The organism is Fischerella major NIES-592, assembly GCF_001904645.1.
Lineage (GTDB): Bacteria > Cyanobacteriota > Cyanobacteriia > Cyanobacteriales > Nostocaceae > Fischerella > Fischerella thermalis.
The window spans coordinates 133,980-148,169 of sequence record NZ_MRCA01000009.1 but is presented as its reverse complement, the minus strand read 5'-3'; the positions used below and the strand labels follow the sequence as shown (position 1 = coordinate 148,169).

Sequence of the window (14,190 nt, the reverse complement as noted above, 5' to 3'; positions counted from 1 at the left end):
CAACAGTTGATTAGATTTAGCTGACCGCAATCTATTGTTACCTGGAGCCATTGAGACGACCCTTATGCCAGCAACATCTTTTTACGCAGAAGCCGCCTACGAAACCCAACAATCCTCTCAAATGTTTGACCCGGATCTTACGATTGATGACACTGAATTACCAGTAGACGATCTGGAAGAGTTGGAGATGGCTGCTCAAGATCCCGCCAGTTTTGCTGTTAGCGCTAACCGTCGCAGCACAGATCTGGTGCGTCTGTATCTTCAGGAAATTGGTAGGGTTAGACTGTTAGGGCGGGATGAAGAGGTTTCAGAAGCTCAGAAAGTTCAGCGCTACTTGCGGATGCGGATAGTCTTGTCTAATGCTGCCAAGCAAGGAGACGAAATACTAATACCTTATCTCCGAGTCATCGAAGTTCAGGAGCGTTTAGCATCGGAATTGGGACATCGCCCTTCTATCGAAAGGTGGGCGAGCGCTGCTGGTGTAGAGGTGTTGGAACTCAAACAAATTTTAGGACAAGGGAAACGGCGCTGGGCTGAAATTGCCAAATTGACTGTGGAGGAATTGGAGAAAATTCAGAGTGATGGACTCCAGTCCAAAGAACACATGATCAAGGCGAACCTCCGCCTAGTTGTATCTGTTGCTAAAAAGTACCAAAATCGTGGTCTAGAATTGTTAGATTTAGTCCAAGAAGGAACTTTGGGCTTAGAGCGAGCTGTGGAAAAATTTGACCCAACCAAGGGTTATCGTTTTAGCACTTACGCCTATTGGTGGATTCGTCAGGGGATCACACGGGCGATCGCAACTTCTAGCCGGACAATTCGCCTTCCTGTTCACATTACAGAAAAGCTGAACAAAATCAAAAAAGCTCAACGTAAAATTGCTCAAGAAAAAGGTCGTACCCCAACTCTGGAAGACTTGGCGCAAGAGTTAGAAATGACACCTACCCAAGTTAGAGAAGTGTTGTTAAGGGTGCCTCGCTCCGTCTCTCTAGAAACCAAGGTTGGTAAAGATAAAGACACAGAATTAGGCGAATTGCTGGAAACCGACAGTGTGACGCCAGAGGATATGCTCATGCGAGAATCATTACAAAGAGACTTGCAGCACCTGTTGGCAGATTTAACCAACCGTGAACGGGACGTGATTCTCATGCGGTTTGGACTAGCAGACGGTCAGCCTTACTCGCTAGCAGAAATTGGGCGCGCTCTTGACTTATCACGAGAACGAGTACGCCAAATTGAATCCAAAGCACTGCAAAAGTTACGCCAACCCAAGCGACGCAACCTGATTCGCGATTATTTGGAGTCTCTGAGCTAATGAGTTGATAGTTGATAGTTGTTAGATGGTAGTAACTCCAAACAACAGCCAACAATCAACCAACAACCAATTATTTTTGATCCCCCTCCCCAAAAGCCTGACTAAGCTATGGCAAATGATTTGCAGTTAATGGAACTGTGTCTCAAAAGTTTATTTCGTCAAGATATTTTTCTCACGGGGATCACAATAGAGTGTGTTACCTATTAATTTTTCATAGCTCGTGCCATAGCATTTAGTAAATGTTCTCAATAAGACATCATTGTTGCAAATTACCCTCAAGTTTTGTTATATTCTCAGCTGAAAGGGTTTGTTGAGAAAAATTAGTATGACTGTCTACACAGCTGCTTCACTCAAGGCAGAACTTAATGATCGCGGCTGGCGTTTAACACCCCAGCGAGAAACGATTCTACACATTTTTCAGGATCTTCCGCAAGGTGAACATCTCAGTGCAGAGGATTTGTATCATAGGCTAGAATCCAATGGCGAAGGAATTAGCTTGTCAACCATCTACCGCACCCTCAAGTTGATGGCGCGGATGGGAATTTTGCGGGAACTGGAGTTGGGAGAAGGACATAAGCATTATGAATTGAACCAACCTTATCCCTATCATCACCACCATCTCATCTGCGTCAGATGCAACACAACTATAGAGTTCAAAAATGACTCTATCTTAAAAATTGGTGCGAAAACTGCTCAAAAAGAAGGTTATCAACTGCTTGATTGCCAGCTGACAATCCATGCTGTTTGCCCCAAGTGTCAACGAGCATTAATGCCTTTGTAGTACTTGAGTAAACCATTGGGGATGTGCTGAGATCAAAGAAAAAAATTGTTTGAACAGTTTTCGACTGGCTGTGAGTGGGGATAGGCAAGCTGTTAAGTATCAATACTGACAACTGAGCGGAGCTAATATGTTCCGCTTCTCACGTCACTGAGACTGATGCCATAAAATTCTTGAGCTTGTTTAATAGCTCGTTTTGTTTCATCTCCCATCACACCATTGAGGGGTCCTTTGTAAAAACCACGCTCTTGAAGTCGTCTTTGTATTTCCAGAACACTAAATTCACTCTTAGATTTAGAAGTAGGATTTAGCATACTGTACAACTTGGCTCTAGTTGTAGGACCTGCAATACCAGTTGCTTTGAGGTAGTTATCAGCCTGGAATCGCCTTACTGCATCGGCTGTATACGGTCCATAGTAGCCATTTGGCTCTCCCTGTAAATATCCAGCTTTTATCAGCTGTGCTTGCAGGACTCTCACAACCTCACCGCGATCGCCTACTGTGAGATTATCTCTATTTTTTGCTGGTTTAGGTGTATCATCTCCATAACCAACACCCACTGGTGGTAATCTCCGGCTTGTTGCTGGTCCCACAACACCGTCAACTCTGAGGTTATAGGCTTGTTGGAACCGCTTCACAGCTTCTTCGGTAATCGGACCAAATATACCCGTAGATTTTCCGTAATAATAGCCTGCTATTCGTAAGCGCTCTTGCAAGATTTTGACTGCTTGTCCTTCGTCACCTTTCTGTAATAGATTAGGATTGCGGCGCTTGTTGGCTGTAGTAATGTTCACAGTACTGGGTTGCTGAGTTCTATAACTCACGGTACTAGTTTTAGGAATTGGATTACTCAAATTACTGAGTTTTGAGAGTTGGCTACTACTACCTTTGGGCCATTTTTGTAGTGTTTGCAAGGTTGTTGGACCAGCAATGCCGTTTACTTGAATGCCAGCAGCTTTTTGAAAACGCCGGACGGCAGCTTCTGTATCAAAGTCGTATACTTGGGTAATGGGCGCTTGATAAAAACCCGCTTCTTTTAACTTTTGTTGCAAGGAGCGAACAGAAGGCCCTTGATCACCTCTTTCCAATGCCAAAGCACTACCAACAGCACTGAGAATAGACAAACTGAGAACAAGGGGAAGCATATGCTTCCAAGCCTTAGCGGAAAGACGTTTCCAATCTGGTGCCGCTGTGTTCTCCAACCAAGAACTTAGGAAAACTAATTCACTTGACGGAGACTCCTCGTAGGCAAAAGCTACGTGCAAATACGCAAGATTGTCCATAGATTTCCCTACACTACTTTTCGAGATAAGTTGATTTTTGTTCTATTACTGCTTCTGCTTGATGAACTAAGTTTCTCAAATTTTCGAGTGTCTGTAAATTTGCATCCTGCCATAAACCGCGTTTTTGTGCTTCCAAAAGCCTCTCAGCTATATCACGTAAGGCATACGGGTTTCTACTCTGGATGAATTCACTGACAACAGGATCGAACAAGTACGCTTGTGCGATTCCCTCATACATATGATCTTCTACACATTTGGCTGTAGCATCGTAGGCAAATAAATAATCTACCGTCGCTGCCATTTCAAATGCACCTTTATAACCATGGCGCATGACTCCTGCTATCCATTTCGGATTGACTACACGAGAACGATATACTCTAGCAATTTCTTCTTTGAGAGTCCGGACTCGCGGTTTAGCAGTCATGGAATTATCACCAAAATAAGTTTGGGGATTTGTCCCCTGGATAGAACGTACTGCTGCTGTTAAACCTCCTTGAAATTGGTAATAATCATCGGAATCAAGGATGTCGTGTTCACGATTGTCTTGATTATGTAAGACAATCTGCATCTGTGATAGACGTTGCTCAAAGGCTTCAGGTGCCGAAACGCCCCCTAACTCTCCTAATCCTTCTTGAGAGGGGCAACTAGTATAGGCGTAGCAACTCCAGTTAATGTAGGCACGCGCTAAATCTTGATCATCTGTCCAATTTTGTGATTCTATTAAACCTTGCAGTCCAGCACCATAAGCGCCTGGCTTAGAGCCAAAAACCCGATAACGCGATCGCACCTGCGCCTCTTGTGAACTCAAGCCTTGTTTCATCCAAAAATCTGTTTCTTGACGAACTTGTGCGGCGAGCGGGTTTAATGATGGAGGTTCATCCAAGATTGCTACTGCTGCAACTGCTTGGTCAAATAAACTTATTAGATTAGGAAAAGCATCCCGGAAAAATCCAGAAATTCTTAATGTCACATCCACCCGTGGGCGTCCTAACACTGACAACGGCAAAATTTCAAAATCTACAACCCGCCTTGCTGCACCATCCCAAACAGGCTGTACACCCAACAAAGCCAAAGCTTCAGCAATATCATCACCTCCAGTTCGCATAGTGGCAGTTCCCCACAGGGATAAACCCAGTGTTTTAGGATACTCTCCATGCTCTTGTGTGTAGCATTCAATCAAAGTCTCCGCTGCTTTTCTACCTATATCCCAAGCTATTTCTGTGGGTAAAGCACGAATATCAAAAGTGTAAAAATTATTACCTGTGGGTAGAACCTCCGGTCGTCCACGGGTAGGCGCACCAGCAGGGGCGCTCTTGACGTACCTACCATCAAGTCCACGCAACAGGTGAGTAATTTCTTGGTGAGTTTTTTGCAAAGCAGGAAGGAGGCGGGAGTGTATCCAGGTGAGGGAGGGAGTCGAGGGTGGAGGGGTGGGGGAACAGATGAGATTTTCTACGAGGGTGGCGGCGTAGGTTTCTAGAACTTCCACTGCATCGCCGACGATGCGACAGGGAAGCTGAAATTTTTCTTGGAGAATTTGCTGGCTGTGAGGTGATAGTTGTGTAGCAAAATCTGCTGTCAACGGATCAAAATCTAAGCCCAAATCTTCAGCGATAGCGCGAGTCAAGCCATGATGATAACGATTGGGATGACGAGCGATCGCTACAATTAAATCTCGTAGTTGCCTACCCCTTGGACATTGCCCAAAAATATGTAAACCATCACGAATTTGGGCTTCTTTCAATTCACACAAATAACCATCGATTTTGCCAATTGGTAATTGTTCTTGGCTATTAACCAATTTCAAATCGAGGTGAAGATTTTCTTTGAGAATTAATTCTTGGATGCGCGAGCAAACTGCGCTTAAACGCCCTGGATCTAAACTCTCTGCCTCGTAATACTCATCAATTAAATTTTCCAGTTGCTGTAAACCACCATATAATTCCGCACGAGTCAAAGGCGGCGTCAAGTGATCCACAATCACCGCTTGGGTACGTCGTTTAGCTTGAGAACCCTCACCAGGATCATTGACAATAAACGGATACAAATGGGGAAGCGCCCCCAAAGCTACCTCTGGGTAGCAACTACTCGATAAAGCCACACTCTTACCAGGTAGCCATTCCAAATTCCCATGTTTACCTACATGTACCACAGCATCCGCAGCAAAACATTCCCTTACCCAGTAATAAAAAGCCAAATAGGCATGAGTTGGTTCTAAATCTGGTGCATGATAATTCAAACTCGGGTCAAGATCATAACCCCGCGCGGGCTGAATGCCTACGAAGATGTTACCGAGTTGAATACCGGGGATCGGGGATTGGGGATCGGGAAAAGACAAGGGAGAGGGGGGAGTGTGAGGGGTGTGAGGGGTGGGAAAATAATTTACTCCTCCTTGCCCCTCTTGTCCTCCTTCTCTCCACCGATCGCAAATCCCCTGCTGCACTTCTTGGGGCAAACTAGCAAAATACTCCTGATACTCCTGTGCAGAAACACTTTGCAGCACTGGACGCAACTCCCTACCTTCCGGATCATTCGTTACCCCACCAGTGAGCAGCCGGATTAATTCATCACCAGTAGCAGGAATCTTTTCCACCTCATACCCTGCCAACTGTAAAGCCCGAAGAATTTCTACACAGCTAGCAGGTGTGTCTAATCCTACACCATTGGCTATGCGGCCATCACGGGTGGGGTAATTTGCCAAAATCAGAGCAATACGTCGTTGTTGGGGCGGCTTAGAACGCAGACGCACCCAATTAGCTGCTAATTCCGCAACAAACTCAATGCGATCCCGCACAGGTTCATAAACCATAACATCAGTTTCTAACTGGGGATGCCGAGTTTGCACTGCTTTAAAAGATACAGCCCGACTAATAATCCGTCCATCTACTTCTGGTAGTGCCACATTCATAGCGATGTCCCGGGGGGAAAGTCCTTGAAACTGTGCCTGCCACTGTTCCACAGTACCACCACTTAAAATTACCTGTAAAACAGGCACATCTAATTTTTGCCACAGTTCTAGTTGGGGTGCTTCTGTTTCCAACCGCGCCAAAGAAAAACTAGTAGTATTCAGCAGTACAGATATTGACTGCGAGTCTTTTGGTTGAAAAATTTCGCTCAACTCCTCTTGCACATCAAGTTCACGCAGCGAAGAAACAAACACTGGTACAGGTTCTAAATTCCGTTTTGCCAAAGCTTCGCACAAAGCATCAATGACTTTGGTATTTCCCGCCAAATAATGGGCGCGGTAGAAGAGGATACCGACTTTGGCAGTGATGGGAAGTTTCCCACCTGCCAATTTCCCCAACCAAGAATACAGCCCGATACGCGGAACTACCTGGGGTGGTGGTGGATTAAAGGAAGTGGAAAGGCAATGATCAGCAATATATTGCAAGGCATTAGCAATATTTTCTGTGCCACCTTCGTTGAAATAGCGCCAGATTTTGTTCACAACACCCAAAGGCAGGGTAGAGTGGGACATAAGAGCAGGATCAAGAGCATCGTCCCCTGGCATTACAATGAAGTTTATATCATTGTTTTGTGCTATTTCCTGCACTACCTCTAACCCGTAAGCCCAATAGGAACGTCCTCCTAGTAAGCGCAGGATAATTACTTGTGCTTGTTGTAAAACTTGCTCGGCATAGTTATCAATGCTAACTTGATGCTGCAAGTTCAATAGGTTAGCAACTCTAAATGCAGGAAATTTTGTAGGTAACTTGGGGATTGTAGCTGCCAAAGTTTGAATGTCGGTGTCAGCAGCCGTCAGCAATACAAGGGGAGCTGGAGTTTGTTCTAGGAAGCTTACACCTTCTGATTGGAGGTTCCAACCTCCCGGAGTGGCATTAATACGATGCATATTCCTGTCTGAGGATCTTAAACTGTTGGTTAGAACGCGAATAATTCAGCGACTGCATCTAGCTTCTTTTCACGAATTTTTGAACATGCTTAGTTCCCCTGATTTGAGCTTTTCTCGCACCTTGCCTTTAGAGTTATTTAATCAGCTTGGCGAATTGTTAGAGCAGATGGCTCAAGCAGTGGAAGGTGATTTTGTGATTCTGACAGAAGCTGTGCTCAAGCAGATCAGTAAACCTGAAGAATGGCAGAGACAAAAATTTACAGTTGTCATTTCTCAGGGTTTTAGTGCTTTGATGATTGGTTTTCCAGAGCCAAAAGCGGATTTGCCGGAGCAGTTGCGTGTTAAGTTAACATTCGATTGTGAAGCGATCGCCTCTTTCCTAATAAATATCAGAGATTTATTTGCAAGCAATTCTCGCCAATACCATAAAATCAATTATTTTTGTCAACTTCTTGCTCCTAATGATGTCAAACTCCAAAGTCAGTTTACGCTGTTATTGTTAGATTTTTTCCTGCCACAGTCAAATCAGGAAATCACACAACCACAAGGTTCTACAACTCCTCTGGCTTCTGTTTGTCAGCCAGTGGAGAATGCTCTCAACAAACAACTTGCTCAAGAGCGCCTATTGAATCAGATTACAACTCAGACTCGCCAAAGTCTAGACTTGTCGGTAATTATCGCAACAGCAATTGAGCAAGTGCGGAAGTTTTTGGAATTAGATCGGCTAGTAATTTGCAAGTTAGTTTATCCACAGGTAGGGGAGCTTTTTAACCGTCCTCAGAAGTTAAATAACAACAACAATTTACCTGCGGGGCTATTCTCTCAAGATAATTTTTTAGGCGATGTGATTGAGCCAAAACCAGGACAGCCAAATTATTCATCCCTAAACCATGAAATATTTCGTTTCGGCACTCCAAATCTTGGTCAGGTAAACAATAATGCCTTAGGCTTTTCATTATCACTTAATTTAGTGCAATCTTCAAATTGTGTAATTTATGAATCTCGTGTTGACGATACTATTCCTTCTGTGTTGAACTACAGGGAAGAAAACTGCTTTGTACCCAACTCTGCATGGTGGGAAAAGTATCGCCAAGGCTTGACTGTGGCTGTAGATGATGTTGAAAAAACTTATGTTTTAGAAGAGTGTTTGTTGAATGCTTTAAGAACTATTAAAGTCCGCTCAAAATTCATAGCTCCAATTGTATTTGAAGATCAACTTTGGGGACTGTTGATTGCTCATCAGTGCAACAGAACACGTCAGTGGACTGGGAGTGAAAAAAGTCTCCTAACTTCTGTTGCGGAACAATTGGCGATCGCAATTTATCAAGCTGAGTTAATGCGATCGCTAACTCAAGAAAAACAAACTCTCGAACAAAGAGTCGTTGAACGCACAGTGGCGTTGCATGATGCTTTAGTTGCTGCGGAAGCTGCTAGTCGCCTCCGCAATGAATTTCTTGCCACCATCAGCCATGAATTACTTACACCTTTGACTTACGTAATTGGTATGTCTGCAACTTTACTGAAGTGGTCTTTGGGAGATTTGAATCAACGCCAACGTGAATATCTGCAAACCATCCATGACAGCGGCGAACATCTCTTAGAAATGATTAATGATATTCTGGATTTATCCCAGATCGAAGCAGGCAAAGCTGTTTTAAATATTACAGAGTTTTCTTTGGTGAAGACCGCAGAAAATATAGTTGCATCGTTACTGGAAAAAGCCACTAGCCAGCAAGTCACTTTGAAACTAGAGTTACTTGTTGATCAAAACAGCGATCGCTTTACTGCCGATGTTAGAAGAGTAGAACAAATCTTATGGAATCTGTTAAGTAATGCGATCAAATTTACCCCTGAAGGTGGAAATGTCACTCTACGCCTGTGGATGGAAGCTGACACAGCAGTATTTCAAGTTGAAGATACTGGTATTGGCATTCCTCAAGCACAGTTACCATTACTGTTTGAAAAATTTCATCAACTAGATACCCCCTACCGTCGCCGTTACGAAGGTACGGGACTGGGTTTGGCATTAACTAAACAACTTGTGGAACTACACCGGGGACGAATTGAAGTAGAATCTACTGTTGGTGTTGGTTCAATTTTTACAGTCTGGATACCAGTCCAATCAGAACCAATCATGAAGTATGAATGATGAAACAGTTGCAGATATTATTCCCCCACATTCATCAGAAGTTAGGTAATCTCAAGTCCGACCAAAATAAGTAGGCGGAAATAAACAATCACTATGTAAAGAAATATAAAATAGCTGAAACCGTTACCAATAAAAAAGAACGACCCCAACTAGGCGTTGCATTGCAACGTCTCTCTCCTTATAATATTATGCCTCGGTGTTGGTTATTGGTTTTTTCCATTACCGATTACCCATTACCTATTACCAGCCCACGGGACAGTAATAAGTATTTAAGCAAACATGATATGAGGGAGTATATGCTGTAGTTGTGGACACTGTAATCACGGGGATTGATTATTCAGTGAAAGCCTATACAAAAGATTTATAGGTATATCAACTATGAATTGAGTTCTACAGGAGCATTTGATGTAGAAAACTCGTTTGCTAATGCAGTTGGAACTAAAGTCCAACCTGCCTTTAAAAGCTTCTGATAAGTTGCCCAACCTCTAGAGCCGCCTGGAATTTTGTAATCTGGTACAGCATATTGAGGAAAAGCTGTATAAGGACGCCACGGTTGATGAGGTGCAGTCTGCAAATGCAAAATCTTATCCCCATTATCGCCAGATGTAGATAACCAGCACATTCTTTGCTGCATAGTAAATTCCCTTGTATTGTTATAGTTACACGCATAATGACAGACTTTTGTCAAGCCTAACATCACCCCATTGGGGTAGTTTTTTGCTTAGTTTTCTAGATGCATACACTTAAATAAATCTTTCTTGAGTCTGAGACAAAATTACGCATCTTCCTTACATTAACCTTAGGCAGCAATAAAAACACTTGTGTTCCAATTATGTTAGGTGCTGTAAACAAAAAAGGGTGTATCGACAAATACGATTTTTGGCGTTGTTGAATCAAAATATGAATTTACAATTTACGGGTGTGACCAGACGTAGCAATGCGTACAGACGTAGTAGAGACGTAGCAATGCGTACAGACGTAGTAGAGACGTAGCAATGCGTACAGACGTAGTAGAGACGTAGCAATGCGTACAGACGTAGTAGAGACGTAGCAATGCGTACAGACGTAGTAGAGACGTAGCAATGCGTACAGACGTAGTAGAGACGTAGCAATGCTACGTCTCTACAAAATGTAGATAAACACAATTCATCACCAAATTCAGCAACGCCCGATTTTTTATTATTTATATTTGCATCAAGCCGTGAACTAAAGTTAAGACTAAAAACTAAAACGCGTTGTAACTGATAACTTGCACCAAGAACAACAAGATTCCCGACTTCTTAGAGAAGTCGGGATCTGGATTTTGCGATTCTCACAATTTATATAACATTGCCATATATCCCACTGATGAACAAATTCAAATACTTGTTTATTATCTGATGAGTTTTATAAAAATTCTTAATTAAATTGATAAGCGCGGCTCATCAAAAAATTGCCGCTGCTAAACATTTCTAGTTGTACTTTAAAAGTAAGTATAGGAATCCTATTTAATTTCTGCGAAGCTAGGTACACATCAAAGAGCCTTCTTACTTATTGCTTATTGCCTATTGCCTAACCCAAGCTTTTACTTTTTAAACGCATGGTACATAAAACTTGTCACCAACAATATCACGAATTTCTGCTACTAATTGATTGTAAGTAGAATCTGATAAAGCCGGTTCTGCTCCTTGTAAATTAATTGTTTCATCCAATTGAATCCATGATTTACAACCACCATACTCAGGTAGATAAGGAATTTCCCGAACTTGGGATAGATTGTATGTCCTTAGTAGCAAAATATATAATGGCTGACGTGCTTTCCATTTGAGGCGATCGCTAATAAAATGCTCGTTCCAAATATGAAAGGGAAGCAAAGCATTAACTATTAATTCATCACAAACTGGAAAAATATCGGTAATTTTTGCCCAACTGCCAATGCGGATTGTTTGTGGATGCCAGCCTGGTGTCACAGGATAAACAAGATTAGCATACTCAGGCTTAAGTAAAAAAGGTTGTTGATGTTCGTAAGTTGGGTAGAGCAAAACCTCGTCATGGACAACTTGGAAGCGTCCATTACGTTCGTGAATACCGCCTTTACGAAGCAGCATGATTGTTTTTCCTGCTTCTAAAGCAGTGACGGCAACTGCCCATTCTTTAAGTGCGTGAAAAGTTGTAGTCACCATAAGATCTACTTTAACTCTGATTTTATTTGACGCCAAGAGTAATGCAACATGCCACCATCTGGGGAAATGAATTGAGGAACATTTATAGAAGAAATCTTTTGGCTTCAAGTTGCTGAGTACTGGTTTGGATTGGTAGTATTTTTAAACGCTAAGACTCGCACAGGAAAACGCAAATAAGTGCATAGTTTAGCTATAGGAATTTCATGATCAATGAATTTATGCAATTTTGTCCTTAGATTGGGAAATAAGAAAAATTTGGTAAATCTACTATTTAACTAAACTCAATACCTGGTTTAATTGCAAAAATATCTACCTCTCACCAGAAGATAGAAAAACAACTTGCATATTTATTCCTCCTTGCACTCGGAAACTTTGCCTTGATGCGGACGATACAAAATTTTATTTTCGTAATAAAATAATCATCCATATGTATTTTTTGTTACAAAATAATGTAATCTGACACTAACCTTGAGACAGAAGACCAATAAATCATCACAGATAAGTATTAAGAAGAAATTTCCATATTCAGTAAACACTTCTAAATCAGCATATTTAGTTGCATATCAGAGAATATCTGATATCAAGTTCGGCTAACTGCTTACGATATTATGCTTCTTTGTTAGGCATTGAGCATAGAAAAATCATCAGTATCTTAATTACCAATTACCAATTACCAAAATTTTTGCAATTTACTGCACAATTCAAGATTTGTTTGGAGAAAAAATGAGCAAAAAAAACAATATAAGTTTGCGTTCAACACTTGCTAGTGTTGTTGTGATTGCTAGCGCTAGTACTTTAATAAGTATTCTTACAGAAGCTCAATCCATCAGCACACCATACTCTCAAAATGAAGGAAAATCTACAGTCAATTCCATAAATCAGCCTATTAGTTTAAAGATTGTTCTTAGCCAACGTCAAGTAATTCTTTATCGAGGCAAAACCAAAATTAAATCTTATCCGATAGCAGTAGGTCGATCAGGTTGGGAAACTCCAATCGGTAATTTCCAAGTACTTAATATGATCACAAATCCGACTTGGTTGCATCCTTTTACAGGTGAGTCTATTCCAGGAGGAAGCCCTAAAAATCCCCTTGGCCGCTATTGGATTGGATTTTGGACAAATGGTACAAATTGGATTGGTTTTCATGGCACTCCTAATCCTGAATCAGTAGGTAAAGCAGCCTCACACGGTTGTATTCGTATGTACAACAATGATGTTCAAGAATTATTTGAGCAGGTAAGTGTAGGAACACCAGTAACTGTAGTGCAATAGGTTGGTTGGTTTTATCCTGAATACCCAAAAGTTTCATGTAAAAAAGACTATTGAAGCCTGCCTCTTTTTCTTGTGTTAGTCTTTCATATAATAATTCTGTTGATGTGTAAAACCTTTGTGGTTGAAGAATTATTCCACCAGATAGATATAGAAACGCCTGTAATTGTAGTGCAATAGCTTGGGTAGTTTCTTGATTAATGATATACCTACCTAAAATGCGTAAGCTCAAAAAAGCATTATTAATTAGGGTTTAAACATGCAAAAGCGACGCTTGGGTACATCAGAAGTAAAAATTACACCTATCCTCATGGGGACTTGGCAAGCTGGTAAAAAAATGTGGGTAGGAATTGAAGATGCGGACTCAATTCAAACTATACGTGCAGCTTTTGAAGCTGGTATTACTACAATAGATACTGCTGAGGTATATGGTGACGGGCATTCAGAACGAATTGTTGCTGAAGCTTTATCTGATGTCCGCGATCGCGTCGAGTATGCTACTAAAGTTTTTGCCAGCCATCTCAAGTACAATCAAGTTATAGAGGCTTGCGATCGCTCTCTCCAAAATCTCAAAACCGACTACATAGACCTTTATCAAATTCATTGGCCTTCGGGTGCGTTTAATAGTGAGATTGTCCCGATTGCAGAGACAATGGATGCTCTGAATCACCTAAAAGAACAAGGTAAAATTCGGGCTATTGGTGTTTCCAACTTTTCCCGCAGCCAATTAGAAGAAGCAGCTCAGTACGGACGTATTGATAGTTTACAACCGCCCTATTCTTTATTTTGGCGACAGGTAGAAAAAGATGCTATGCCATATTGTGTGGAAAACAATATATCTATTCTTGCCTACTCACCATTAGCCCAGGGATTGTTGACAGGGAAATTTGGCCCCAATCATAAATTTGATCCCAAAGATAACCGTAAAGATAACAAGCTATTTCAAGGAGAAAACTTTACTCGCGCGCAACAAGCTTTAGAAAAACTGCGTCCAATCGCACAACAGCATCAGTGTAGTCTAGCTCAGTTAGCCCTAGCCTGGTTGATTGCTCAACCTCAAACTCAAGCGATCGCAGGTGCGCGTTACCCAGAACAAGCACAAGATAATGCCAAAGCAGCTGATGTTCAACTTTCAGAAGCTGAACTGCAACAAATTGATGCTATTGGACGTACTGTTACTGATCATCTTGATGATAACCCTGTGATGTGGAGTTGGTGATTATGTTGTTGGTGGTTGATCTTTGGTTCTTCCAAACAACAAACAACTACCAACTACCAACAAATTTATCTGTTATATTGAGAAACTTAAAGACTCGTTAACTTGAGTTAAAAGGCACTTGCGACTAATTTTTAGGATGATAGATTAATAATTAGGACACCA

9 protein-coding genes are annotated in these 14,190 nt (G+C 41.8%); 5 read left to right on the top strand and 4 right to left on the bottom strand.

What is annotated here, in order from left to right:
- The first annotated feature begins 64 nt into the window (after positions 1-64).
- Both sigC and NIES592_RS16690 read left to right on the top strand, forming a co-directional pair.
- Positions 65-1,315 (top strand): RNA polymerase sigma factor SigC, encoded by a 1,251-nt coding sequence (sigC, locus tag NIES592_RS16695; RefSeq protein WP_062244865.1) that lies wholly within the window; start codon positions 65-67, stop codon positions 1,313-1,315.
- Positions 1,316-1,640: 325 nt separating this feature from the next.
- Positions 1,641-2,096, top strand: coding sequence for a Fur family transcriptional regulator (locus tag NIES592_RS16690; RefSeq protein ID WP_009458621.1), 456 nt, complete (start codon positions 1,641-1,643; stop codon positions 2,094-2,096).
- A 122-nt stretch (positions 2,097-2,218) separates the two neighbouring features.
- Here the strand turns inward: NIES592_RS16690 and NIES592_RS16685 are convergent, their stop codons facing one another.
- Complete coding sequence (locus NIES592_RS16685; protein ID WP_073556337.1) at positions 2,219-3,376, bottom strand: peptidoglycan-binding domain-containing protein; 1,158 nt, start codon at positions 3,374-3,376, stop codon at positions 2,219-2,221.
- Between the two features lie 13 nt (positions 3,377-3,389).
- On the bottom strand, positions 3,390-7,229 hold the full coding sequence (gene cobN, locus NIES592_RS16680; protein WP_062244871.1) for a cobaltochelatase subunit CobN: 3,840 nt from the start codon (positions 7,227-7,229) through the stop codon (positions 3,390-3,392).
- Positions 7,230-7,314: 85 nt separating this feature from the next.
- On the opposite strand from cobN, the gene NIES592_RS16675 reads away from it, so the two are divergent.
- Positions 7,315-9,378, top strand: a complete 2,064-nt coding sequence (locus tag NIES592_RS16675) for a GAF domain-containing sensor histidine kinase (protein ID WP_073556336.1) — start codon at positions 7,315-7,317, stop codon at positions 9,376-9,378.
- A 376-nt stretch (positions 9,379-9,754) separates the two neighbouring features.
- Here NIES592_RS16675 and NIES592_RS16670 read toward each other — a convergent pair whose 3' ends face one another.
- Together NIES592_RS16670 and NIES592_RS16665 are read right to left on the bottom strand one after the other, a co-directional pair.
- Positions 9,755-10,012, bottom strand: coding sequence for a hypothetical protein (locus NIES592_RS16670; RefSeq protein ID WP_039990900.1), 258 nt, complete (start codon positions 10,010-10,012; stop codon positions 9,755-9,757).
- 937 nt (positions 10,013-10,949) lie between these two features.
- Positions 10,950-11,540 carry a DUF1802 family protein gene (locus tag NIES592_RS16665; RefSeq protein WP_073556335.1) on the bottom strand — a complete coding sequence of 197 codons (591 nt, stop codon included), beginning with the start codon at positions 11,538-11,540 and terminating at the stop codon, positions 10,950-10,952.
- Between the two features lie 723 nt (positions 11,541-12,263).
- Between NIES592_RS16665 and NIES592_RS16660 the strand changes: the two genes are divergently transcribed.
- Together NIES592_RS16660 and NIES592_RS16655 are read left to right on the top strand one after the other, a co-directional pair.
- On the top strand, positions 12,264-12,812 hold the full coding sequence (locus NIES592_RS16660; RefSeq protein WP_073556334.1) for a L,D-transpeptidase: 549 nt from the start codon (positions 12,264-12,266) through the stop codon (positions 12,810-12,812).
- Between the two features lie 256 nt (positions 12,813-13,068).
- Complete coding sequence (locus tag NIES592_RS16655; RefSeq protein WP_062244883.1) at positions 13,069-14,028, top strand: aldo/keto reductase; 960 nt, start codon at positions 13,069-13,071, stop codon at positions 14,026-14,028.
- The last annotated feature ends 162 nt before the right edge of the window (positions 14,029-14,190 follow it).

Excerpts from the sequence above, each read along its gene's own strand:
- sigC (WP_062244865.1), top strand. The coding sequence starts at position 65 with ATGCCAGCAACATCTTTTTACGCAGAAGCCGCCTACGAAACCCAACAA.
- NIES592_RS16690 (WP_009458621.1), top strand. The coding sequence starts at position 1,641 with ATGACTGTCTACACAGCTGCTTCACTCAAGGCAGAACTTAATGATCGC.
- NIES592_RS16685 (WP_073556337.1), bottom strand. The coding sequence starts at position 3,376 with ATGGACAATCTTGCGTATTTGCACGTAGCTTTTGCCTACGAGGAGTCT.
- cobN (WP_062244871.1), bottom strand. The coding sequence starts at position 7,229 with ATGCATCGTATTAATGCCACTCCGGGAGGTTGGAACCTCCAATCAGAA.
- NIES592_RS16675 (WP_073556336.1), top strand. The coding sequence starts at position 7,315 with ATGCTTAGTTCCCCTGATTTGAGCTTTTCTCGCACCTTGCCTTTAGAG.
- NIES592_RS16670 (WP_039990900.1), bottom strand. The coding sequence starts at position 10,012 with ATGCAGCAAAGAATGTGCTGGTTATCTACATCTGGCGATAATGGGGAT.
- NIES592_RS16665 (WP_073556335.1), bottom strand. The coding sequence starts at position 11,540 with ATGGTGACTACAACTTTTCACGCACTTAAAGAATGGGCAGTTGCCGTC.
- NIES592_RS16660 (WP_073556334.1), top strand. The coding sequence starts at position 12,264 with ATGAGCAAAAAAAACAATATAAGTTTGCGTTCAACACTTGCTAGTGTT.
- NIES592_RS16655 (WP_062244883.1), top strand. The coding sequence starts at position 13,069 with ATGCAAAAGCGACGCTTGGGTACATCAGAAGTAAAAATTACACCTATC.